The organism is Acidilobus saccharovorans 345-15 (genome assembly GCF_000144915.1).
Lineage (GTDB): Archaea > Thermoproteota > Thermoprotei_A > Sulfolobales > Acidilobaceae > Acidilobus > Acidilobus saccharovorans.
Genome location: NC_014374.1, coordinates 703,552 through 724,009, shown reverse-complemented (window position 1 = coordinate 724,009; position 20,458 = coordinate 703,552). Strand labels below are relative to the sequence as shown.

Here is a 20,458-nt window from a genome sequence, read left to right as displayed (position 1 = left end):
CGCATCCCACCCAGGCATAGGCTCAGCGACATTTATGCATTTAAGTTGTGGGGGCCCGGCACGCAAGGCGTCAGTACTCCGCCTTATATTTTGTCTTAATCAAAGGCATAGCGGTGGTCAGGACGTCCCAGGAGCAGAAGGCCAAGAAGAGGAGGGGCGGCTGCGGCCAGTGAGGCCGCGGGCAGTTAACGTCAACTTTTTTGGCATCGCTAAGTTGCTAAAGCTTAAGAGCCAGGCCAAGCCTGATACCACAGGTCGCCCTCATGAGGCTTATGGCTGTCGCCCTGGCCATACTGCTGTTGGCCATGCTCCCCGCTGCAAGGGCGCAGGCCACCTGTTACTCGTCACGCGCCTCTATAGATGTGGCCGGCGACCTGAGCCTCTGGGCGGCCTACAACGTCACCAGGGCCCCCGCGCTCATAGCGCTCCCTGCGACCTCCCCAGTGGCCTACCAGGCGGTGGAGAACGGCACGACGCCCCTGCCGGTAAGCTACAACGGGACTGACCTGGAGGTCGCGGTTGACGAGCCCGGGATAGTTAACGTGAGCTACCTGACGCTCCAGGCCACCTCAAAGGCCGGCGACCTGTGGCAGGCGCAGCTCTACATGCCCTGCGAGGGCTGGCTTGTCATGCCCCCTGGCTCAGCCCCGGTCCAGGTGAGCCCGATCCCCATACAGGTGAGCTACACCGACAGCTCACCGGAGCTCCTCCTGCCCGAGGGCCAGGTCTCGGTGGACTACATGCTGTCGCCCATTACTACCACGCCGGCGCCCGTGACAACAACATCGAGCACCCCGACCACCACGGTCACCAGGCACCCCGCGAGCTCTGAGTATTACATGGTGGCGGCCGCAGCTGTGGTGATAGCTGCGGTCGCCGCGTTCCTCGGCCTCAGGGCGGCCAGGGGGTCCAAGGAGGGGGAGGCCGCTGGGCCCGAGAACGCGCTTGACGACAGGGACAGGGCCATACTCGACGCCCTGGCCAGGAGGGGAGGGGAGGCGACTGCGTCGGACCTGATGAAGGACACGGGCATACCTAAGACGCCCATGTACAGGAGGCTCTCCAAGCTCGAGAGCATGGGCTACATAGACGAGTACATGAAGGGAGGGGTCAAGGTCTACAGGTGCAGGAGGCCCGGCTGCAGGTGAGGCTAGGCATAAGAGCCTCACCGCCTCGTCCTCCCCGGGAGCCCTATGTGCAGGATGTTGGGGGCGGCCTCCTCCTCGCCGGGCGAGGTCAGGCTGCTGGTCTCATGCCTGGCCAGGGCCGCCCAGAGGGACGTGCTGAGGCATGACGAGGTCCACGGCGACGGGTGGGGCATGGCGGCCTACTCGCGCGAGGGGCTGTTAGTCAGGAGGAGCGCCAGGCCCATATTTGATGAGCTCAGTAATGCGAACTCCCTTCAGCTGCCCGCCGGGGAACAGCTTGTCATGGTGCACGCCAGGGCGGCCTCGGACAGCTCGAAGGTCGGCATAGCCTACTCCCACCCCTATGAGGCCCTCAGCGCTGACGGCAGGAGGCTCTACCTCCTTGCCCACAACGGCTCAGTGGACAGGGAAGGCCTGGGCAGGGCCCTGGGCCTCGGGGAGCTCTCGGGCAACTACGTGGACAGCGAGCTGGCCCTTATGGTGATAGCCAGGGAGGGGCTCAGCGAGGGGGCGCTTGAGCTCCTGAGGAACTACACGGAGACGGCCCTGGACCTCCTGATAATGGAGGTCGACAGGCCCTCGGGCGCCGCGAGGCTCTACGCCTACAGCTACTGGAGGGACCCAGGCGAGGGCGAGTACTACGAGCTCAGGGTCATCAGCGCGGGCTCGACAACTGCCGTTGTTTCATCTACCGTCGCCAAGTACTGCGAGGCGCTCGGGCTGAGGCACAGCGGCCTTGGCCCAGGCAGGCTGGTCATGGTGGGCGAGCTCTCCGTCAACAGCTCAGGGGGCCTCACGGGCTTCAGCCGCTGGCGGGGGCCAACGCCTTGAGACCCCTCGGGGACGCCGCGGCCCTGGCCACAGCGATGATATGGGCCTACGCCAGCCTGGCATACAAGCCCTTCATAGCCAGGCTCGGCGCCCTCAGGACCAACGTGATGAGGATGCTCTACGCCTCGCTGGCCACCCTCCCCTTCGCCCTGGCCCTCATGACGTTTAAGGAGGGGGAGGCCTTTGCCGTCCTGAGCGGGGTCCTCTCGCTCAGCGTCGGGGACACCATGTACCTCGCCTCCATAGGCTCGGCGGGCCTCTCCGTGGCGGCCCCGCTCTCCTACACCTACGTCATACTGGCCGAGGTGATATCAACCGTGCTCCTGGGCGAGAGGCTCACGCCGGGCCTGGCGGCGGCTGGGGCCCTCATAGTGGCTGGCGTCGCGCTTATCAGCGTTGGCCCGGGCGGCAGGGCGTCGCCGAGGGGCGTGGCAATGGCCCTGGGGGCCTCGGGGGCCTGGGCCCTCGGGCAGGTGATGATAGGCCTCGCCGACGCCGGAGGGGTGCCGCCCGTGGTCATAGCCTTCCTGAGGGTGGCCGCCTCGGGGGCCCTGCTGGCGGCGGGGCTGAAGCTGGCGGCTCGCCTCAGGGGAGGCGACGCCGGCCTGATGAGCGCGCTCAGGAGGACGGCCCGCTCCTCCCTCCCGCTGGTGGCCGCCCTGGACCTCGGCCTCGGCGTCACGCTGTTCGCCCTCTCGGTCAGGGCATCGGGCTTCGACCAGGCCGTTGTGATTGTCAGCTCGCTCCCCCTCTTCGCTCAACTCATGGCGTGGCTCTCGGGGGCTGAGAGGCCCAGGCCAACCGAGGTGGCAGGGGCGGCGGCCGTGGTTGTCGCCGTTGCAGTCGCCTTCATGGCCTAGCCAGGAGGCCCTTCACCGAGGCCCTTGCGAGTGTCCCTCAGCCCCTGAAGGCGATCCGCGCTCCACACGCGTTCATCGCTGTGGGCCCGCGCCACGGCTCTTCACTGGTCGCAGGGAAGGAGCCCCGCTGGCCGAAGACTTTCGGCTCCCGCCGTCAGTTAGCATAACCGCCGCTGGCCTCTTCGGGATCTACGTGCACAAAGGCGTTTCCCTTGAGGTCGCAGGGCAGGGTCCTCCAGCCGCTCGGCAGCGGGTAGCTGAAGCCGCCCACTCTGGCACCTAGACATCCAGGTTATATCCCATGTGCAGGGCCCTCAGCATGGCTCAGCTGGGCCGCGGCGACCGTGAAGGCTAAAGCCCAGGCCAGGACTGCCCTTGCCGGCAGCCGCCGTGAGGCCCCAGCTAACCTCGGTGGGAAGCTACAACGTAGATTACTACATTGTGGTCGACAGGCTGCCCATGCCGGGCGAGACCCTCAAGGCCAGGGAGCTCTACGTTGGCCACGGAGGCAAGGGCTCAAACCAGGCAGTCTCGGCGGCCAGGCTCGGCGCCTCTGCAAGGCTCATAGCGGCCGTTGGCAACGACGAGGAGGGCAGAGAGGCCCTGAGGTTCCTCTCTTCGGAGGGGGTTGACGCCTCAGGGGTCTCCGTGAAGCCGGCGAGGACCGGCAGGGCGTACATAATTGTGGGCGGCGGCCAGAACATGATAGTTGTGGACCCAGGCGCTAACTCCATGCTAAGCGAGGAGGACGTCCTCAGGTCGCTGCCGAGGGGAGGGGCGCTGATGGCATCACTTGAGGTCCCGCTGAGCGCCGTCAGGGCCGCACTGGAGGCCTTCAACGGGGTCAGGGTGCTCAACCCAGCTCCGGCGACCCCTGAGGCGAGGGATCTAGCAAGGCTGGCTGACGTGATAACACCAAACGAGGTGGAGGCGCTCCAGCTCACAGGGGCCTCCTCGCCGGCCGAGGCCGCTGAGAGGCTCCTTGAGCTTGTCCCCGCGGTGGTCATAACTCTGGGCGAGAGGGGCGCCCTGGTGGCCGAGAGGGGCAGGGGCAAGGCTATCATAGAGGCCCCCAGGGTTGAGGCAGTGGACCCCACGGGGGCAGGGGACGCGTTCAACGCCGCCCTGGCCCACTCGCTGGCCTGCGGCCTTGACCTCGTGGAGGCGACTTCAGTTGCGGTTAGGGCGGCATCATATAAGGTCACCAGGAAGGGGGCCCTGGGCCTCAGGGCCTCCGAGCTGCTCAGCCTCGGCCTTGAGATCCCCTGCAGCAGATAATAGGCCCGCCCGCCGTCTCAGGCCGGGGAAGGGAAGTGAGGCTGCTGCTCTTAGTTGTCCTCCTCGCGGCCGCCGGAGGGCTCGGCGTAACCGCGCACGTGGCCCTTGGCCACGGCCTGTTCCTGGTCCACCTCCTCAGGGTGGTCCACGTCATTCACGCCGCTGGCCGCGCCGGCCCCAGGGGGCCCGTCACGTCCAGCGGACCCTCCAACCTGCTGATATCAAGGACGTTGACCGGCATAGCCGTGCTCCCTAGAGCAGGTTAACCAGGTCCCCGTACCTCCTCAGCACCTCCTCGCCCTCTGAGAGCTTAAGCCACGAGAGCCAGGTGACGGCCACGGGGCTGACGCCGTGCTGCCTCAGGGACTCGAGGAGCCTCACGAACTCCACGTCGCCCTGCGGCACGGGGACGCCAGCCCTCTCCCCCACGGCCTTAACGTACTTCTTGACTATCCTGTCCGGCATGGCGGTGTCCACGCCACCCATCATCCTGAGGTACTGGTAAGTTATGAGCCCCACGCCCCTCACTGAGCCCACCGGGTCAGACCTCCAGCCCTCAAGCCTTGACTGCGACGCCCAGGACCTGAGCCTTGACCTGTCGTCGCCCCCGAAGCGCAGCAGGGAGGAGGCCACCCCCTTGGCGACAGACCACGACCTCCTGTTCCTCCAGTACCTCAGCAGGAGGCCCTCGTCAGCCGAGGCGAGGTCCTCCAGCCCCCTTATCCTGCCGGAGTCCACGAGCTCCTCCTTGAACCTGAGCACCCTGGGGACCACGGCGGTGAAGTAGCTGAGCCCCGCCGACGTGAAGGAGGCGTCAACAACCATGAGGACCGCGCTGCCTCCCCACCTCATGGAGTTGAGGCACCTCTTGGCGAACTCCTCGGCCGAGGGCTCCGACTCCAGCTCTTTGGCCAGCTCCCTGGCGAGCCTCGAGGGGGAGTCCAAGGCGTTCCCCTGAGCCCTCTCGCGGCCCCAGCTTTAAGGCAGTCCTCCCCACCTGTAGAGGAACACTATGACCGCGTAGAAGTACGTGACCCCTGCCCCCTGCCAGGAGTACGGCACTGAGACGAAGAACGCCACGGGCACGTAGTAGGGCTCAGGGCTCGGGGCGCTCACGGGGGCCGGGACAATGCCTCCCGTGGGGGTCACGTAGGCCACGGCCGCCGGGGTGAACGAGGAGGCGCTCCTGAGCCACGAGGCCCCCTGGCCCAGGACGCCGTAGTTGCCCAGCTGCGAGAGGCCGTACATAATGAGGTCGTATATGGTGGTGTTGAGCGTGTTACTCACGTTCTTGGCCGGGCCGCCCGCAAGGCCGGGGAACTGGAGCACCTCGACGTTGGACTGGTAGCTGACGGAGGAGTAGCCTGTGAACAGCGCCTGGCCCGAGTAAGGGTTGACCCTGCCGGCTATCCTGAGCATCTGGTATGACTTGGCCATGTCGCCCAGGCCGTAGGTCACCGCGTAGACCCCTGGGCCCACGCTGACCACGTTGGGGAACGGCATTATGGTGACGGAGCCCGTGGAGTTGTCGTATATGCCGAGGAAGACGTCGTATACCATGACGTACGTCTCGTTCGCCGGGAGCCTCAGCATCCTCAGGTAGGCCCCGGACTGCTCTACGGGGGCCGTGAGGGCGTCGGCGACGAGCTCTATCTGGGTGCCGTTTATAGTTGAGCCGTCGACCACGGACGCCCTGTTGGCCAGGACGCCCACCCAGTAGCCGTAGTCCCACCAGGTCACCACCACCGAGCCCGGGGGCGTCCTTTCCTTGACGTAGCTGAGCGCGAGGGGCCAGGCGTTGTTGACTGGAACTATAACCTTCCCGTCGGGGGACCTCAGGGCCCCAAGCCAGCCGGTCTCTATTGAGGGCGCCTCGAGCTGGAGCGCGCTGTAGTCGACGGAGGCGTAGTAGGCCATGGACGCCAGCACTATTGCCGCCAGCAGGGCGGCCCCTATCGCCGCGCCCCTGCCAGCAGCCTGCCGGGGCCTGCGGCGCCGCGAGGCGCCGTAAGCGGGCCTAAGCGACCCGACCAGGGCCACTGACACCCCTCCCGCTATTATCGCGTAGAGGGCCGCCGACGGCAGGTAGTAGGCCTGGTTGACGGAGGCGTAGGTGAAGATAACCATGAGCTCCAGCGACACCACGACCATGGCGTCAGTGGGGGATGGCGCCAGCCTTCCGGTGGCCCTGCCCGCGATCATGGTAGCCACGCCTATCAGCGACAGGACGAAGAAGGGCGCATACGATGATATCACCTGCTGCGGCGGGACGCCCATGTACTCCTGCACCGTCAGGGGCACCACAGCCCCGGGCGGCGGGGTCACGCCGAGGCCCATGAGGACCCTGGAGGGGAGGCTCACCATGCCTGAGGCCACAGCGACCGCCGCGAGGCCGGCCAACACCGCGAGGGTCCACGCGTGCACCCTGAGCCTGCTGAGGCCCCTTAGCCTGGTAAGCGCGAGGTACTCAAAGGCGTAGGCGAGCAGGGACGCCTCGGCCGCCAGCCCGACCCCCCTGGTGAAGACGTGGGGGCTCACGGCCGGCGAGGTCAGGGCCACGGCTGCAAAGGCCGCCCAGGCGGCTAGAAGCCTCAGGAGGCCCGGCAGGGAGGGCTCGTTCAGGAACGGCTCAGTTACCGCTAACAGGGCCACGACGAGGGCCATGTACTGGTAGCCTCCCCAGAGCCACGCTATGAGCCCCCCTGAGGCCCCGGCGGCGGCCGCCATCGCTATTGACGTGGTCGCTTTCGGCGCCCTGTACGACCTGGCCATGAAGTAGAGCGGGTAGGGGAGCAGGGCTATGCCGTCAAAGACCTTGGCTGGGTCGGTGGCAAAGCCGTGGTCCAGCACAGTTATCGGCAGGAAGGCGAAGCCCGCCGCGGCCGTCAGGGCAGCCACGGAGCTGCCCCTGGCCTCCTTCACAGCAAGGTAAACGCCTATCACGCCGAGCACCGCAAAGGCCACCGGGGACAGCGAGAGGGCGACCTCGACGCTGGCCCCCGTGAGCCTTGACGCCAGGGCCGAGAGCCACGGGAGCCCGAGGTACTCGCTGCTCAGGAAGTCCCTGCCCCACGGGTACCACCAGAGGGCCGAGTGGGCGAGGCCATGGAGGCCGCCGAGGCCGTGGGAGTAGAAGTAGTTAGCAAGCCAGAGGTACTCATATGGGTCGACCTCGCTAAGCGTCGGCCCGTACCTCAGGTACGGCACTAGCCTCAGGGCTGCAGTGAGGGCCGCGATCAGGGCCAGCAGGACGTACTCGAGGGCTCCCCTGAAGGCCTTTCCCCTCATCAAGTCTTCTCACGAGAATGACAGGGGCCAACTTAAAAATACTTTGTGAATAATTATAAATAAAAATCAGCCCGTAATTACGGCTATGGCCTGGGGCGACTTGACCCTCACGGCTGCGGTCTCCCAGATGGCGAACCTGTGGGAGCTCCCGCTGGGGCCAAGGTAGTCAAGCCTCAGGTCCGAGCCCACCACTACGTCAGCGACGTCAGGGTAGGGCGGAACCAGGATGGCTACGCCGTCGCCCACGCCAGGGGAGACGACGACCCTGTCGACCAGCCTCGAGGCCCTGCTCAGCTCGTCAACCCCGGCTGGGTCAACCACCGAGGCCAGCCTGGCCCTCGTCGAGGGGGAAATTATCAGCAGGTAGGAGGGGTACCTGACCTTCAGGTCCTCCAGGGCCTTGGCCAGGAGGGAGGTGAACGAGCCTGGGGACGACCAGCTGCCGGCCTCCTTGACCGAGGCCGAGGACGCCAGCGAGTTGGCTATGAGCGCGTCCTCCTCGAGGCCAAGGAGCGAGGCGGCCCTGGCGGCTGAGGCCGGCCTGAGGGGGGCGGAGAGCCTGCGGGAGTAGTCTATGAGGTCCTGCTCCACATCGAAGTAGGTTATGAGCCTCGAGAGCTGCACGGGCTGGGAGGAGGCCTTAATCACGTCCCCCTCGGTTATGGCCTCTGATGGGGCCACGAGGGAGCCGTCGCCCAGCACCGTCACTGGCAGTGAAGACCTCAGGGCCCTGGCCCTGCCCAGGGCCTCGGCTATGGCCGACCTGAGGGACTCGGCCTCCTCGCCGCTCAGCGGCCCAAGCGGCTGTGGGTCCCTCGGGTCGCCCTGGACCTTAACCTGGCCGCTGACCAGCGAGGCCACCTCCTTGGACCCAGCCTCCAGCTCCTTGACCTGCTCCGGGTCAAGCCTCCTGAGCAGCTCGAGGAACTCGCCGAAGTGGGTCTTCTCCTCGCCGGCCACGTCCAGGAGGACCTTCCTCACGGATTCGTCGCTCACGGCGTCGGCGAGCTGCTGGTAGAGGTTTATGGCGTCGAGCTCAGCTATTATGGCAAGCCTCACCGCCTGGGCGACCCCTGAGCCCTCAACCCTCTGCGAGGGCTCCGTTGGATTCCTTGAGAGCAAGCGCTGCACCGCGCTTTTGTGGAGCTGCAGGTTAATATTGATATGCAGTCGTGGGAGGCGAAGGGGCCAAGCCGTGAGCTGCACGTTTTTCTCTAAATAGAAAAAATAAATGGACCCTCTCTATTTATAGAAAGTGGGTGCGGGGCTTGGCAGGGAAGGTCTCGATATTCCTCATATCCCCGACCTACGAGAAGCTCCTCTCGGCCGCGGTGATAGCTCAGGGCGCGGTCGCTGAGGGCATGGAGGTCTTCATTTTCCTCAGCTTCGCCCAGGTGGCCTTCAGGAGGGGCGAGGTCGAGAGGTTCTCGAAGCTAGGCAAGGACTACGAGGAGTACAGGGACGCGGCCATGAAGTACCTGTCGCAGAGGAACGTGAGCTGGCACTCGATGCTGAGGGACGCCAAGAGGGAGGGCAAGGTGAGGGTCGTGGCGTGCAGCCTCGTGGCTGACATGCTAGGGCTCAAAAAGGAGGACTTCGACCCAGGCCTAGTAGATGACATAGCCGGGGTAGCCACCTTCCTCAGCGAGGCCGCCTCATCCGATGTGATCCTCTACATATGAGCCGCTAGCCCGTAAAAAGCCCCTACCATCCCCCTTCTCTTTCTCCTTTTTTATTTACTTGAAGAAGGCCACCGCGGCCCCTATCAGGAACCCCACGAATATTATGATTGACGTGAACAGGGGCTCTATGATGCCCAGGAACGGCGCGAGCGACCTGAGGCCCTCCGCCAGCTCCGTCGTGTTGCCTGAGGCCACACCGGCGGCCAGGGACTTGAAGTTCAGCGCGCTGATCTTCCACACGCTCAGGAGGTCGCCTACTATTAGTATAAGGAAGAACGCAATTATGTACTTAAGCCCCTTGAACAGCACGTACCCGGCGCCAAAGCCGAGCAGGAACTCTATTATGGTGATGGCTATGCCCGTCGGCGACGAGAGGCTGACTCCCAGGGCCTGGAACATGTTCACCGTTTCCCCACCGGGAGGAAAGCCTTGGCAAAGGTTATAAGTTGATCAGCACTTAGGCCTCGCAGGTGGGGCCCTCCTGGGCCCAGCCCACCGCTGAGGACAGCTTGACCGTGAGCTCAACGGCCTGGCCCACCAGCCCCTTCTCAACCCCTGGGACGCCGGTGCCCACTATCAGCGCCCTCCTGGTGGACTCCCTCACCGAGGTTAGCGATGAGTCCCTGTGGGCGTAAAGGTGCACCACCACGCCCCTGGAGTCAACCATTATTGGGTACCCCTCGGGCAGCTCCTGCTCCCTGCCCCCTATGGGGTAGAACTTGACCCTGCCCCTCGACAGCGTTATGGTGAACGGAGGGGAGGCCAGGTCGAGGTCGTAGATGCCTATGGGCACGAGGGTCCTCAGGGAGGCGAGGTTTCCCGCGTCAACCAGCGGGCTCACCCTGGGAAACTCGCCCCTCAGGGCCCTCCTCGCCAGCGCCTCGGAGCTCGGCCTCACCTTGGTGGGGTCTATGCCGAGCCTCCAGAAGAAGTCCCTGTAGGCCCTGACCACCGGGTGATACTTGAGCCCATCAAGGGTGAGGGAGGACCTCAAGTAGGCCACGTAGTCTGAGACGACGCCGCCCAGGGGGTCGCCGTCGGCCCTTTCCCTGAGCTCAACCGTGGTGTAGACCACAAAGACGCCCCTTCCCCTGGCCTCCTCGGAGACCTTGACCAGGTCGCAGCTCAACCCTGCCCCCGCGGACCCTGGGCCCCGAGGACTTTTGGGCTTAGCCGACCGTCTCCCTGAGCAGCTTAAGGCTCCTGCCGTCGAGCTGGTCAGGGTAGACCTCGTATATCACGCCGCTCCTGCTGTCTATCACGGCTATCCTGTTGTTCAGCAGCAGGACGTCGCCCCTGCTCTGGGACAGCACGGAGGCCTCGAAGCTCCTGGAGCCGTCCACTGCTATCACCCTCCATGAGAGCCCGTCGCCCGTGGCCACGATGTCCTTGATCCTGGAGACCCTGTACTTCACCAGGCCCCTCCTTATGGCGTCGGCCAGGGCCCTCCTGGAGGCCTCGTCAAGCCTGTTCATGTCAAGTATTATGGCGACCTCGTTGCCCTCGCCGTCGTAGAGGCCAACAACCTCGGGATGGGTTATCGGGAAGAGAAGCTTGGGCCTCAGGCCCCTGTGCGTGACCCCGTCTATGCTTACGTCCACAAGGCTCCCCCTGCCCGAGGGCATAACCTTGACCGCTGACGGGTCCTCTACGATCGGCGCCTCCCTCGCGGGCCTGGGGGGCGGGGGCGGGACGTACTCGCTGTAGCCGTAGGACGACATGAGCTCGTAGAGCTTGCCGTGGGACTCCATGAGCTCCCTCGGCGTGCCGACCTCCACCACCCTGCCGTCCTCCATTACCACCACCTGCTCGGCCCCCATGATCTCGACCGGGTTGTGGGTTATCATTATGGTGGTCCTCCCCCTTGTCAGGTTAGTTATGGCCTGGTACACCAGCGTCTCGCTCTCGACGTCAAGGTTTGACGTGGCCTCATCAAGTATGACCAGGTCAGGGTCCTTTATGAGCGCCCTCGCTATCCCAACCCTCTGCCTCTGCCCGCCAGAGAGGTACGTGCCCCTCTCGCCGGCTATCGTGTCATATGCCAGCGGGAACTGGGCTATCTCGCCATGTATCATGGCGGCCCTGGCGGCCTCTATTATCTCCCTGGGGCCCACGGGCCTCTCCGCCCCGAAGGCTATGTTGTTCCCAATCGTGTCGTAGAACAGGGTCACGTCCTGGGGCACGTAGGCCACCCTCGACATGAAGTACCTCCTGTCAATCCTGCTCACGTCGACGCCGTCAACGGTTATTGAGCCCTCCTGGGGCCTGTAGAGGCCGAGGAGCAGCTTGACCAGCGTGCTCTTGCCTGAGCCGGAGCGGCCCACTACGGCTACCCTCGAGCCTCCCCTGACCCTTATGTTCACCCCCTTGACCACGGGGACCAGCGGGTCGTAGCCGAACGTCACGTCCTTGAACTCCACGTCGCCCCTCATGTTGGGCCTCTCACTGCCTCCCTGGCCCGAGGCTGGGGCCTCGAGCAGCTCCCTGAGCCTGTCGGCAGAGGTGAGGGACTGCTGGACGAAGGGGAGCACGTTTCCCAGGTTGTTTATCGGCGCGTAGAACTGGCTCGCGTAGGCAACAAACGCCACCAGGACGCCCAGCTTAACCGCGCCGCTTATGACCTCTGTGCCCCCGACCCACCATATGACTACCGTGGCCAGGGAGAGCAGGAAGCCCAGGAGGGGCCAGTAGGTCTGGTTCATGATTGTTATGTCTATGCTTGACCTGAGGAGCCTCCTGAGGCCCGACTCAAGCCTTGAGCTGACGGCCTCCTCCTTGCCGAAGGACCTTATGACAACGTAGTTAGGCACGGTGTCGTTTATGAGTGAGGTGACGTCAGCGCTGTTCCTCCAGTTCCTGTGGTAGAGCCTGTGCGACTTCCTCCTGTAGCTGTATATCATGTAGGCCACCAGGGGCACCGGTATGACTAAGTAAATGGCCAGCCTGGCGTCCATGGTGAAGAGTATGACGCCTATGCCTATCACAGTGAGCACGTTGGTCAGCACTGTCGGCAGCCCCCAGACCATGAGCCAGTTGGTGTTGCCGGCGTCCGTGGTGAGCCTTGAGAGTATCCTTGACGGCGTCACCCTGTCTATGAACGACGCCTCGACGTTGTTGACCACGTGCCTGTAGAGCTCATGCCTTATGTGGTTTATTATCATGGAGCCGGTGGAGTTCAGCACGTAGTTCTGAACCGCAGACACTATGGTGAGCGCCACGTAGGAGCCCAGGAGCGTGGCTATGAGCTCTGTAAAGAGGCCGCGCGGGTGAGTTGGACTTTCAAGGACGCTGTCTATGAGCACCTTCAGCAGGTACGGGGGGACCAGGTTGAGGGCGGTGGCCACGAGGGCCAGGGAGGTGCCTATTATGAGCCTCCTCCTGTAGGGCCTCGCGAAGGTGTAGAGCCACCTTATAGTGCTCGCCCTCCTCTCCCTCCTGCTGCCGCCCCGCCCCGCCTGCTCGCCCTCAGCCCTGAGCCTCCTGTTTATGGCCTCAGCCATCCTCCTGAAGTCCTCCTCCCTGGGCCTGGTGAAGTAGAGGGCCTCCACCTGCCTCCCGTCGTTCAGCTCAAGCACAAGCCTGCTGACGTTAACCCCTGGCTCCACGAAGGCCCTCCTAACGTCGCTGAGCCTGGCTATCACCCTGCCGTCGGCCAGCAGCGCCTCGTCCGTGAGCTCAACGTTTATGCACGCGGGCGTCAGGTCAGGGCCCAGGTCGGCGCAGGCTCTCAACGCGGTTCCCTTTTCCCATTAAGGAGTGAAAGGGACGCATTTACGTGTTAGGGTAACTTTTAACAGGTGAAAGGTCAGGCCCTGGTGGTCAGGTCCTTAATTACCTCCCCTCCCCTGACCACCAGCTTTACCCTTGACCTGTCGGTGAGGGCCCTGACGTTATCAAGCGGGTTGCCGTCGACGAGTATGAGGTCCGCCAGGGCCCCCTTGGCTATTATGCCCGCCCTGCCCTCCAGGCCGGCGGCGTAAGCTGCGTTCCTGGTGGCAGCTATGAGGGCCTCCTGCGGGGTCATGCCGACCTTCTCGACAAAGATTGCCACCTCCTCCGCGTTCTCGCCGTGCCTGCCCACGCCGCCCGAGAAGTCCGTGCCCGTGGCCAGCCTCACGCCCATCCTGTAGGCCCTCCTTATGTTCTCTAGGTGTATGTCCGCCAGCTCAGCTATCTTCCTCATGCCCCACTCGGGCACCCCAAGCTTCTGGCCCTCCTCCAGCAGCCTGTAGTCGATGGCGAACGTGGGCACGCAGGTCGCCCCGGCCTTGAGGACCTCCTCCGCGGCCTCCTCGTCCATCATGTCGCAGTGGGCCACTATCTTGACCCCTGCCCTGGCGGCGTTCACTATGCCAGCCTTGCCCTCCGCGTGGGCGTGGACCCACCTGTTGGCGGCCCTGGCCTCGTCTACAATAGCCTTCAGCTCCTCGAGCGTGAACTGCCTGTACTCGGGCCTGTCCCTCTGGCTTAGGACCCCTCCCGACGCCATGACCTTTATGAAGTCGGCCCCCTCCCTCATGGCGTGCCTGGCGGCCTTCCTGCACTCGGCCTCCCCGTCGCATATCAGCGACGCGAACGGGGTGAGCTTCCTGGTGGTCCTGTAGTCGACCCACTCAACTGGTAGGTAGTGGACGTCGGCGTGGCCGAAGGTCTGCGAGAGCACGGGGCCCGCGGCCACCACCCTGGGCCCCCTCACGGTGCCCTCGGCCACGGCGTCCCTCAGGTGAAGCCCAACTATGCTGCCGGCGTCCACCACTGTGGTGAAGCCCGCGTCGGCCAGGGCCTCCAGGTCCCTCACGGCCCTGGCGAAGAAGACGCCTATGGGGGTCACCAGGTCCTCCTCTATCCTCCCGCTCCTTGAGCCCGTGAGGTGGAGGTGGGCGTCTATGAGGCCAGGCATCAGGAACATGCCCCTGGCCTCCACCACCCTGGCCCCCTCAGGGGGGCTGACCTCGCCCCTGGTCCCGACGTCCTCTATTACGTTATCCTTTACTACTACAGTGCCCCTGAAGGGCTGCCTCCCGGAGGAGTCGAAGATAAGCGCGTCCTCTATAACGAGCGTGCCCACCGTCAGGCACCTGGCCCAGGGAGGCCAGGCTAAAATATAAGCTTAAGGCTTGTCCCTCCTGATGACCTTGAAGTACGACCCCCCGGCCAGGGCGAAGGCGCCTGGCACCAGGGGCGAGGTGAAGGGGCCCAGGAAGTTCACTACGGCGAGGACCAGGAGGCTGGCCGTCACCCTGCCGGTGTTGAGCATGAGGTGCCTGTTGGTCATGTACTCGGCGAACCTGTCGTGCCTCATGGAGTTCCACGTCTCTACGTCAACGAAGGTCACCATCTGCCCCATGAACGAGGAGGCCACTAGGTACGCCGGGGCCGCCCTCCAGGTCACAGCAGTGGCGGCGGCTGACGCCATAAGGGCGGCGGAGGAGTACAGCACCAGGTTGCCAGCGCCGAGCCTGCTCGCCATCCACCTCCTGGCCCTCACGACGGCAACCCCGAGGACGTTGAGCGCGTAGTTGAACTCGGCGAACCTGGAGTAGCTGTCGCCGAAGTAGACGTACGTCAGTATGGGGTTAACGTAGGACGTGGAGTAGCCGTAGCCGAAGAGCATCGAGAGCGCGGTCACGAGGCCCCCGTACCTCCTGTCCCTGGCTGGGAGCGAGGCCATGTGGAGCACCGAGAAGCTCCCCAGGCTCGGCCTGAGGCTCGGCATTAGGGCGCTGGCCACCGCGAGGCCGACAGCCGATGAGGCGAAGAGCACGTAGTAGCCCGAGGACCTGAGCGCCGCCAGGACGCCGCCGTAAATGGCTGGCAGCGCCAGGGACGAGGCGAACCCCAGGTAGGAGAGCCTGTTGAAGAACGTCAGCCTGTCGCTTATGAACTCGTAGTAGACTATGTCCCAGCCGCTCCAGTAAAGCCCGGAGGCCACCCCGTAGAGTGCAGCCAAGGGAGGCACGCAGCTGTGGGCCCTGGGGCCCAGGGCCAGGAGGGTGAAGTAGAAGGCCGCCAGCAGGGCGAGGCCCGGCCTGTAGAGGGAGGCCGTCGACCTGAGCCTGCCGCTTGACATGCCGACGGCTATGTAGGTCGCCAGTATGAAGGCCGCGCCCACTATGTAGAACTCCACGGAGACCTCCATGGAGCCCCCGGTGAAGAGGTAGAGGCCCAGGACCGGCGACGATAGGCCGTTGGCTACGCTGAAGGTCCAGCTGGCCCACAGCAGCCTCGAGCCCCTGTCCAAGGGCCTGCCCCAACGTCCTGGGCAGGGCTAAGCTTTAAGCTGGCTACAGGTACCTGTCGAGCTCCCTGTAGAGCTCCTCCCACTCCTCGCCCTGCCCAATTATCCTGCCCCTCACCAGGGCCTGGTAGAGGTCGTGAAGGACTATGTGGTGGAACTTCTCGTCCCTCAGCAGGAGCTTGAGCACGAAGGTCAGCTGCAGGTTTGAGGCCACGGCGGGGTCCCTGAGCTGGGACTCGAAGAACTTGATCGCGTCCTCCTCAGTAGCTATGTGCTCCCTTATGTCGTTAAGCGTGCCCTCGAACTCGTCAACGCTGAGCTCGCTTTTCGTGAGCAGCTCCTCCGCTATCATGAGCAGCTGGTAGTGCTTCTCAGAGTCAACGGCTATGGCCGTGAGCACGGCCCTCACCAGGGGGCTCCTGGCCCTCCTGGCGGTCTCGGAGAGCCTGTTTGCGTGGGCCACCTCAGTCTTGGCCCAGCCCTCGAGCCTGGCCCTGAGGTCAGCTGATGACATCGGTGCCACGCGACTTACAGGAGACCCTCACACACTTTAAAGCGTTTGGCCTTGCCAGCTGTGTGAGCCGCGAGGCCAGACGCCTCAGGCGGTGGGCTCGACCACCACGGCGGTGCCGTAGGCTATTATCTCGTCCATCGTCTCGCCTATCTCGTTTGAGTCCAGCCTGAAGGCTATGACCGCGTTGGCGCCCATGCTCTTGGCGTGCTCCACCATCCTCTGTATGGCCTGTATCCTAGCCTGCTCTGACATCTCCGTGTATTCTTTGATCTCGCCCCCGACCAGGGACCTGAGGCTCGCGAGCAGGTTGCCCCCGAGCCCCCTTGACCTCACCGTTATGCCCAGGGCCACGCCCAGGACCTTGACAACCCTGTGGCCCGGCACGTCGTTGGACGTCGTGATTATTATGTCAGTGCTCGTGAAGCTCAAAGTTTCACCTGGGAGGAGGGAGGGCATACCAAAATAAAAGGGCTCATATAAAGGTGGGGCTACTCGAGCATCTCGCTGTAGAGCCTCCTTAGGTCGTCCTTGCTTATGGCCTTGGGGGACAGCACCAGCAGCCTCTGCTGCGCCCAGGCGCCCTCTACGAGGCCGTCGAGGTCTGACCTGCTGAACCCTATCTCCTTGAGGTTGGTCGGCACGTGCAGGTCCTCGAGGAGCTTCAGGTAGAAGTCAAATATCCTCTCGCCCACCTCCCTCGGCGTGCCGCTGTCGTCAAGCCCCAGGGCCCTGGCGACGGCCCTGAACTTGTCCTCGTTGTATGGGGCCAGGAACCTGAAGGCGTAAGCCGCGGGTATTGCCGTGCTTATCCCGTGGGGGACTATCGGGTAGCCGAAGTCGTAGTCCGGCGGGTGCCAGTCCCTCACCATGCCAGCTATGGGGTAAGCCATGGCGTGGGGCACGTGGACCCCGGCGTGGCCGAAGCCCAGGCCTGCCAGGTTAGCCCCGAGCTGCATGTAGTACCTGGCCTCTATGTCGTATGGGTCCGCGTAGGCCCTCCTTATGTACTTGGCCGCCCAGGTTATCACCGGCAGGAAGAGGTCGCCTATGGGCGTTGAGCCGGCGTAGACGGGCCTCTCCGCTGGTGAGACCGCGGGCCTCGCTGTGTAAGGGTGGGCCGTTATGGACTCTATGGCGTGGTTAAGCACGTCGAGCCCGGTGGAGGCAGTCACCATTGGGGGCATGCTAACCGTCGTCAGCGGGTCCACTATTGCCACGGACGGCCTGAGGTACTGGTTGCTCACGCCTGTCTTCACGTGGAGCCTCTTTATGTCCAGCACGGCCACGTTGGTGTTCTCAGCGCCCGTGCCCGCGGTTGTAGGTATGGCTATCATGGGCTTCAGGGGGCCGGGAGGGGACATGCCCTTGCCCACGGGCCTGTTCACGTAGTCCATCAGGTCCGCCGGGTAGCTGTAGAGGAGGTTCAGCAGCTTGGCCGTGTCGATCGTTGAGCCGCCCCCCAGGGCGACGAAGCCGTCGAGCCTGAGGTCCCTGACCTTTGAGAAGCCCTGCACTATGGCCTCGTCGTCAGGCTCCACGTGGACGTCGGTGAAGACCTCCACCTTTATGCCCTGGGACTCGAGGCTGCCCCTCACCTGCTCCGCCAGCTTGGTCTCGGCGAGCCTCCTGCCGACGACCAGGAGCACGCTTGTCATGCCAAGCCTCCTGGCCTCGTAGCCGACGTCCTTCGAGGCACCTAGGCCGAACTTGATGTAGGGCAGGTTTATCACGAACACGGAGTCCGTGAGCTCCGAGTACGCCAGGTACGCCACGCTCTCACCGCGATTCGCGGGCTGCCTGAAGTGTTAACCCTGGGCATGGCCTGAATTATTAATGTCCCACTGTATTTATCTTACAAGATATATAAAATAAGAGCGACAAAGGGGGAAGGCCAAGGGGTGAGTCGGTTGGCTGAGACGGGCGTCAAGCACGCGTACCTTTTTGACTACGGCCTTATGCAGGCGGAGTGGGGCTGGTTCCTTCCCGACCCCGCCACGAACGGCCAGAGGGACAAGCCTAGGAGGTGGGTCGAGTTCCCCATGGCAGGCGCCCTCATAGAGCACGAGGACGGCTGGATAATGATAGACTCGGGCCCGAGCCCCGACGCGGCCAGGGTGTGGCCCAAGGAGTCCTTCGAGGCCTTCCCGGTGGTCAGGTTCACGCAGGACAACGTGTCGGTGAACCAGCTCAAGCAGCTGAACCTTAAGCCCGAGGACATAAGGGCAATAATATTCACGCACCTGCACCTGGACCACGCCGGCCAGGCGTACATGTACAGGGACAGCGCCTACCTAATAGCCCACAGGCTCGAGCTCCAGCACGCCCTGACCCAGATATGGGAGGGCAAGTACGGGGCCTACGTGCCCTCGGACTTCGAGCCGCTCAAGGGGGCCAGGTGGGTGCTGGTTGACGAGGAGAGGCTTGAGATCCTTCCAGGCATAGAGGTCATACACACGGGGGGCCACACGCCGGGCCACATGGTTGTCAAGGTCGAGGCCCCCAACGGGGACACGTGGTACTTCATGGGCGACTTCTTCCACATGCCTGAGGAGTTCGAGACAGAGAGCAAGGGCTGGCTGCTCTACAACGGGGACCAGTTCGAGTCGTTCACAAGGAAGATGAAGTTCTGGACGTCATCTAAGAGGGTTCACATGTTCATGACCCACGACCCCACCAACTGGCAGAAGTACCCGAGGATACCCAGGCCCCTGTTCTGAGCCGTAGGGGCGCTGTCTTAATACTTCTCTTTTTCAGCTGGAAAGGGGGCTGGGCTTGGGGAGCTTCAGCAGGCTCATAAGGGTCGACCTGGGCAGCGGCGAGGTGAAGTACGACGAGCTGAGGGACGAGGACGTGAGGGCCTACCTGGGGGGCAGGGGCATAGGACTCCTGCTCGCGCTTAAGGGGGGCTACGGCAGGCCCCAGGACCCCCTCTCGCCGGAGCTGCCCCTCATAATTGCGTCCGGCCCCCTCTCAGGCGCCGGAATACCCCTCTCGTCGAGGGCCACGGCCGTGTTCTTCTCGCCGCTGAGCAGGAGGTGGAGCTACTCCACGGTGGGGGGCTCCCTGGCTGTGATAATGAGGTACGCGGGGGCCGACGTGCTAATGGTGACGGGCAGGGCCCAGAGGCCCTCATACATAGTGGTCGAGGGGGGCAGGGCCGAGGTCAGGGACGCCTCGGGCCTCTGGGGCATGGGGACCTTCGACGCCGAGAGGGCGCTTAAGGAGGTCCACGGCCAGGAGGCGGCGGTGGCGGTCATAGGCCCGGCGGGGGAGAACCTGGTGCCATTCGCCTCCATAAATCATGAGACGTGGAGGCAGTTCGGCAGGTCAGGCGGAGGCGCGGTCATGGGCTCAAAGAACCTGAAGGCTGTAGTCTTCGTGCCGAGCGGCAGGTCCATCGAGGTCGCGGACCCCGAGAGGACCTGGTCAATGATAAGCTACATGACCCAGAGGCTCGCGACGGCAGCTAAAAGCTACAGGGACAACGGGACCCTGGGCACCATAGACGCGGCCAACGGCACCGGCTTCTTCCCCTCGCTCTACTGGACCGGGGTGTCGGCCCCGGGCTGGAGGAGGATCTCGTGGTACGAGGTGCTCAGCAAGAACTACTACGTCGGGAAGAGGGCCACGTGCCTCCACTGCCCCGTGGCCTGCCACAAGGTGGTCACCTCCAGGAGGTACGGGGGCTACTACGAGCTGGAGTACGAGACCACAATGGCCTTGGCCGGCCTGACGGGCGTCGTGGACCCGGACGAGCTTATACAGCTCGCCTCCCTGGTTGACGACGTGGGGCTGGACACCATAAGCACTGGCAACGTGCTCGGCCTGCTGGCGTACCTGACGGAGAAGGGCTACGTGGACCCATCAGAGGGCGTGAGGTTTGGGGACGCGCAGCGCTTCAGGGAGCTCATAACGGCCATAGCAAAGAGGGAGGGCATAGGCAAGGTGCTCTCCATGGGGACCAGGGAGGCCGCCAGGGCCCTGGGGCACCCCGAGGTGGCCATAGAGGTCAAGGGCCTTGAACCTGCGGGCTACGACCCGAGGACGCTGAAGGGCATGATACTGACATATGCTGTAGCGGAGAGGGGCGCGGACCACCTGTGGAGCAGCGGCTACGCCATAGACATACCTGGGCTGGCCGGGGGCAGGCAGGCCACGGGCGAGGAGAAGGTCAGGGCCGTCATGGACCTTGAGGAGAGGAACGCGATTTACGACAGCGCGGTGCTCTGCAAGTTCGGCAGGAACGCCTACGGCTGGAGCGAGCTGGTCCAGGTGCTCAACGCCGTGACCGGCTTCAGCTACGACCAGGCCTCGCTGAGGGAGACGGCAGAGAGGATAATAGTTATACACAGGTACATGAACGGGACCACGGTAGAGGATGACAAGCTGCCGCCCAGGTGGCTCAATGAGCCCGTGGAGTTCGATGGCAAGAGGTACGTCGTGGCTGAGGAGGAGTGGAGGCGCATGGTTATGACGTACTATAAGCTCAGGGGCTACGACGAGGAGGGGAGGCCAACAAGGGAGACCCTTGAGAGGCTGGGCATACTTAAGGCCGCCGGCGGCTGAAGGCCATGACCTGCCCCCTGTGAAATTAGAGTTAAAGTAATACTTAAATCACT

Annotated in this window: 19 protein-coding genes; 8 read left to right on the top strand and 11 right to left on the bottom strand. The window is 64.0% G+C overall.

What is annotated here, in order from left to right:
* The first annotated feature begins 263 nt into the window (after window positions 1–263).
* The 5 genes from ASAC_RS03605 to ASAC_RS03585 all read left to right on the top strand — a co-directional run bounded on the left by ASAC_RS03605 (window position 264) and on the right by ASAC_RS03585 (window position 4,383).
* The gene (locus ASAC_RS03605; protein WP_013266635.1) at window positions 264–1,148 is read left to right on the top strand and encodes a helix-turn-helix transcriptional regulator; all 885 of its coding nucleotides are present in this window, start codon (window positions 264–266) and stop codon (window positions 1,146–1,148) included.
* A 45-nt stretch (window positions 1,149–1,193) separates the two neighbouring features.
* Window positions 1,194–1,979, top strand: a complete 786-nt coding sequence (locus ASAC_RS03600) for a class II glutamine amidotransferase (protein WP_013266634.1) — start codon at window positions 1,194–1,196, stop codon at window positions 1,977–1,979.
* Window positions 1,976–2,839, top strand: a complete 864-nt coding sequence (locus ASAC_RS03595) for a DMT family transporter (protein ID WP_013266633.1) — start codon at window positions 1,976–1,978, stop codon at window positions 2,837–2,839. Before ASAC_RS03600 ends, ASAC_RS03595 begins: the two co-directional genes overlap by 4 nt.
* A 375-nt stretch (window positions 2,840–3,214) precedes the next feature.
* Window positions 3,215–4,117 (top strand): ribokinase, encoded by a 903-nt coding sequence (locus ASAC_RS03590; protein WP_013266631.1) that lies wholly within the window; start codon window positions 3,215–3,217, stop codon window positions 4,115–4,117.
* 35 nt (window positions 4,118–4,152) lie between these two features.
* Entirely contained in the window at window positions 4,153–4,383 is a 231-nt protein-coding gene (locus tag ASAC_RS03585) for a hypothetical protein (protein ID WP_013266630.1), read from the top strand.
* On the opposite strand, the gene ASAC_RS03580 is transcribed toward ASAC_RS03585, so the two are convergent.
* The 3 genes from ASAC_RS03580 to ASAC_RS03570 all read right to left on the bottom strand — a co-directional run bounded on the left by ASAC_RS03580 (window position 4,370) and on the right by ASAC_RS03570 (window position 8,527).
* Complete coding sequence (locus ASAC_RS03580; RefSeq protein WP_013266629.1) at window positions 4,370–5,062, bottom strand: hypothetical protein; 693 nt, start codon at window positions 5,060–5,062, stop codon at window positions 4,370–4,372. The two genes, ASAC_RS03585 and ASAC_RS03580, sit on opposite strands and share 14 nt — an antisense overlap.
* 33 nt (window positions 5,063–5,095) lie before the next feature.
* On the bottom strand, window positions 5,096–7,405 hold the full coding sequence (locus ASAC_RS03575; protein WP_013266628.1) for an Oligosaccharyl transferase STT3 like-protein: 2,310 nt from the start codon (window positions 7,403–7,405) through the stop codon (window positions 5,096–5,098).
* 66 nt (window positions 7,406–7,471) lie between these two features.
* Window positions 7,472–8,527, bottom strand: a complete 1,056-nt coding sequence (locus tag ASAC_RS03570) for an encapsulin (RefSeq protein WP_013266627.1) — start codon at window positions 8,525–8,527, stop codon at window positions 7,472–7,474.
* 146 nt (window positions 8,528–8,673) lie between these two features.
* Here ASAC_RS03570 and ASAC_RS03565 point away from each other — a divergent pair, with 146 nt between their 5' ends.
* On the top strand, window positions 8,674–9,087 hold the full coding sequence (locus ASAC_RS03565) for a DsrE/DsrF/DrsH-like family protein (protein ID WP_013266626.1): 414 nt from the start codon (window positions 8,674–8,676) through the stop codon (window positions 9,085–9,087).
* A 54-nt stretch (window positions 9,088–9,141) separates the two neighbouring features.
* Here ASAC_RS03565 and ASAC_RS03560 read toward each other — a convergent pair whose 3' ends face one another.
* The 8 genes from ASAC_RS03560 to ASAC_RS03525 form a co-directional block, all read right to left on the bottom strand.
* Window positions 9,142–9,492: a hypothetical protein gene (locus tag ASAC_RS03560; protein WP_013266625.1), complete on the bottom strand. Its 351-nt coding sequence runs from the start codon at window positions 9,490–9,492 to the stop codon at window positions 9,142–9,144.
* A gap of 52 nt (window positions 9,493–9,544) precedes the next feature.
* Window positions 9,545–10,216, bottom strand: a complete 672-nt coding sequence (locus ASAC_RS03555) for a B3/B4 domain-containing protein (protein ID WP_013266624.1) — start codon at window positions 10,214–10,216, stop codon at window positions 9,545–9,547.
* Window positions 10,217–10,256: 40 nt separating this feature from the next.
* Window positions 10,257–12,818, bottom strand: coding sequence for an ABC transporter transmembrane domain-containing protein (locus tag ASAC_RS03550; protein WP_013266623.1), 2,562 nt, complete (start codon window positions 12,816–12,818; stop codon window positions 10,257–10,259).
* 74 nt (window positions 12,819–12,892) lie between these two features.
* Complete coding sequence (locus ASAC_RS03545; RefSeq protein ID WP_013266622.1) at window positions 12,893–14,155, bottom strand: metal-dependent hydrolase family protein; 1,263 nt, start codon at window positions 14,153–14,155, stop codon at window positions 12,893–12,895.
* Between the two features lie 42 nt (window positions 14,156–14,197).
* On the bottom strand, window positions 14,198–15,328 hold the full coding sequence (locus tag ASAC_RS03540) for a hypothetical protein (RefSeq protein ID WP_013266621.1): 1,131 nt from the start codon (window positions 15,326–15,328) through the stop codon (window positions 14,198–14,200).
* 43 nt (window positions 15,329–15,371) lie between these two features.
* Entirely contained in the window at window positions 15,372–15,839 is a 468-nt protein-coding gene (locus ASAC_RS03535) for a hypothetical protein (protein ID WP_013266620.1), read from the bottom strand.
* Between the two features lie 84 nt (window positions 15,840–15,923).
* Window positions 15,924–16,268 carry a YbjQ family protein gene (locus ASAC_RS03530; RefSeq protein ID WP_048812787.1) on the bottom strand — a complete coding sequence of 115 codons (345 nt, stop codon included), beginning with the start codon at window positions 16,266–16,268 and terminating at the stop codon, window positions 15,924–15,926.
* A gap of 59 nt (window positions 16,269–16,327) precedes the next feature.
* Window positions 16,328–17,611, bottom strand: coding sequence for a hydroxyacid-oxoacid transhydrogenase (locus ASAC_RS03525; RefSeq protein ID WP_013266618.1), 1,284 nt, complete (start codon window positions 17,609–17,611; stop codon window positions 16,328–16,330).
* 135 nt (window positions 17,612–17,746) lie between these two features.
* On the opposite strand from ASAC_RS03525, the gene ASAC_RS03520 reads away from it, so the two are divergent.
* Window positions 17,747–18,556 (top strand): N-acyl homoserine lactonase family protein, encoded by an 810-nt coding sequence (locus ASAC_RS03520; protein ID WP_013266617.1) that lies wholly within the window; start codon window positions 17,747–17,749, stop codon window positions 18,554–18,556.
* A 55-nt stretch (window positions 18,557–18,611) separates the two neighbouring features.
* Window positions 18,612–20,405 (top strand): aldehyde ferredoxin oxidoreductase family protein, encoded by a 1,794-nt coding sequence (locus ASAC_RS03515; protein ID WP_013266616.1) that lies wholly within the window; start codon window positions 18,612–18,614, stop codon window positions 20,403–20,405.
* Window positions 20,406–20,458: the final 53 nt, after the last annotated feature.

Coding starts and splice junctions, on each gene's coding strand:
- ASAC_RS03605 (WP_013266635.1), top strand. CDS start 264: ATGAGGCTTATGGCTGTCGCCCTGGCCATACTGCTGTTGGCCATGCTC.
- ASAC_RS03575 (WP_013266628.1), bottom strand. CDS start 7,405: ATGAGGGGAAAGGCCTTCAGGGGAGCCCTCGAGTACGTCCTGCTGGCC.
- ASAC_RS03600 (WP_013266634.1), top strand. CDS start 1,194: ATGTGCAGGATGTTGGGGGCGGCCTCCTCCTCGCCGGGCGAGGTCAGG.
- ASAC_RS03535 (WP_013266620.1), bottom strand. CDS start 15,839: ATGTCATCAGCTGACCTCAGGGCCAGGCTCGAGGGCTGGGCCAAGACT.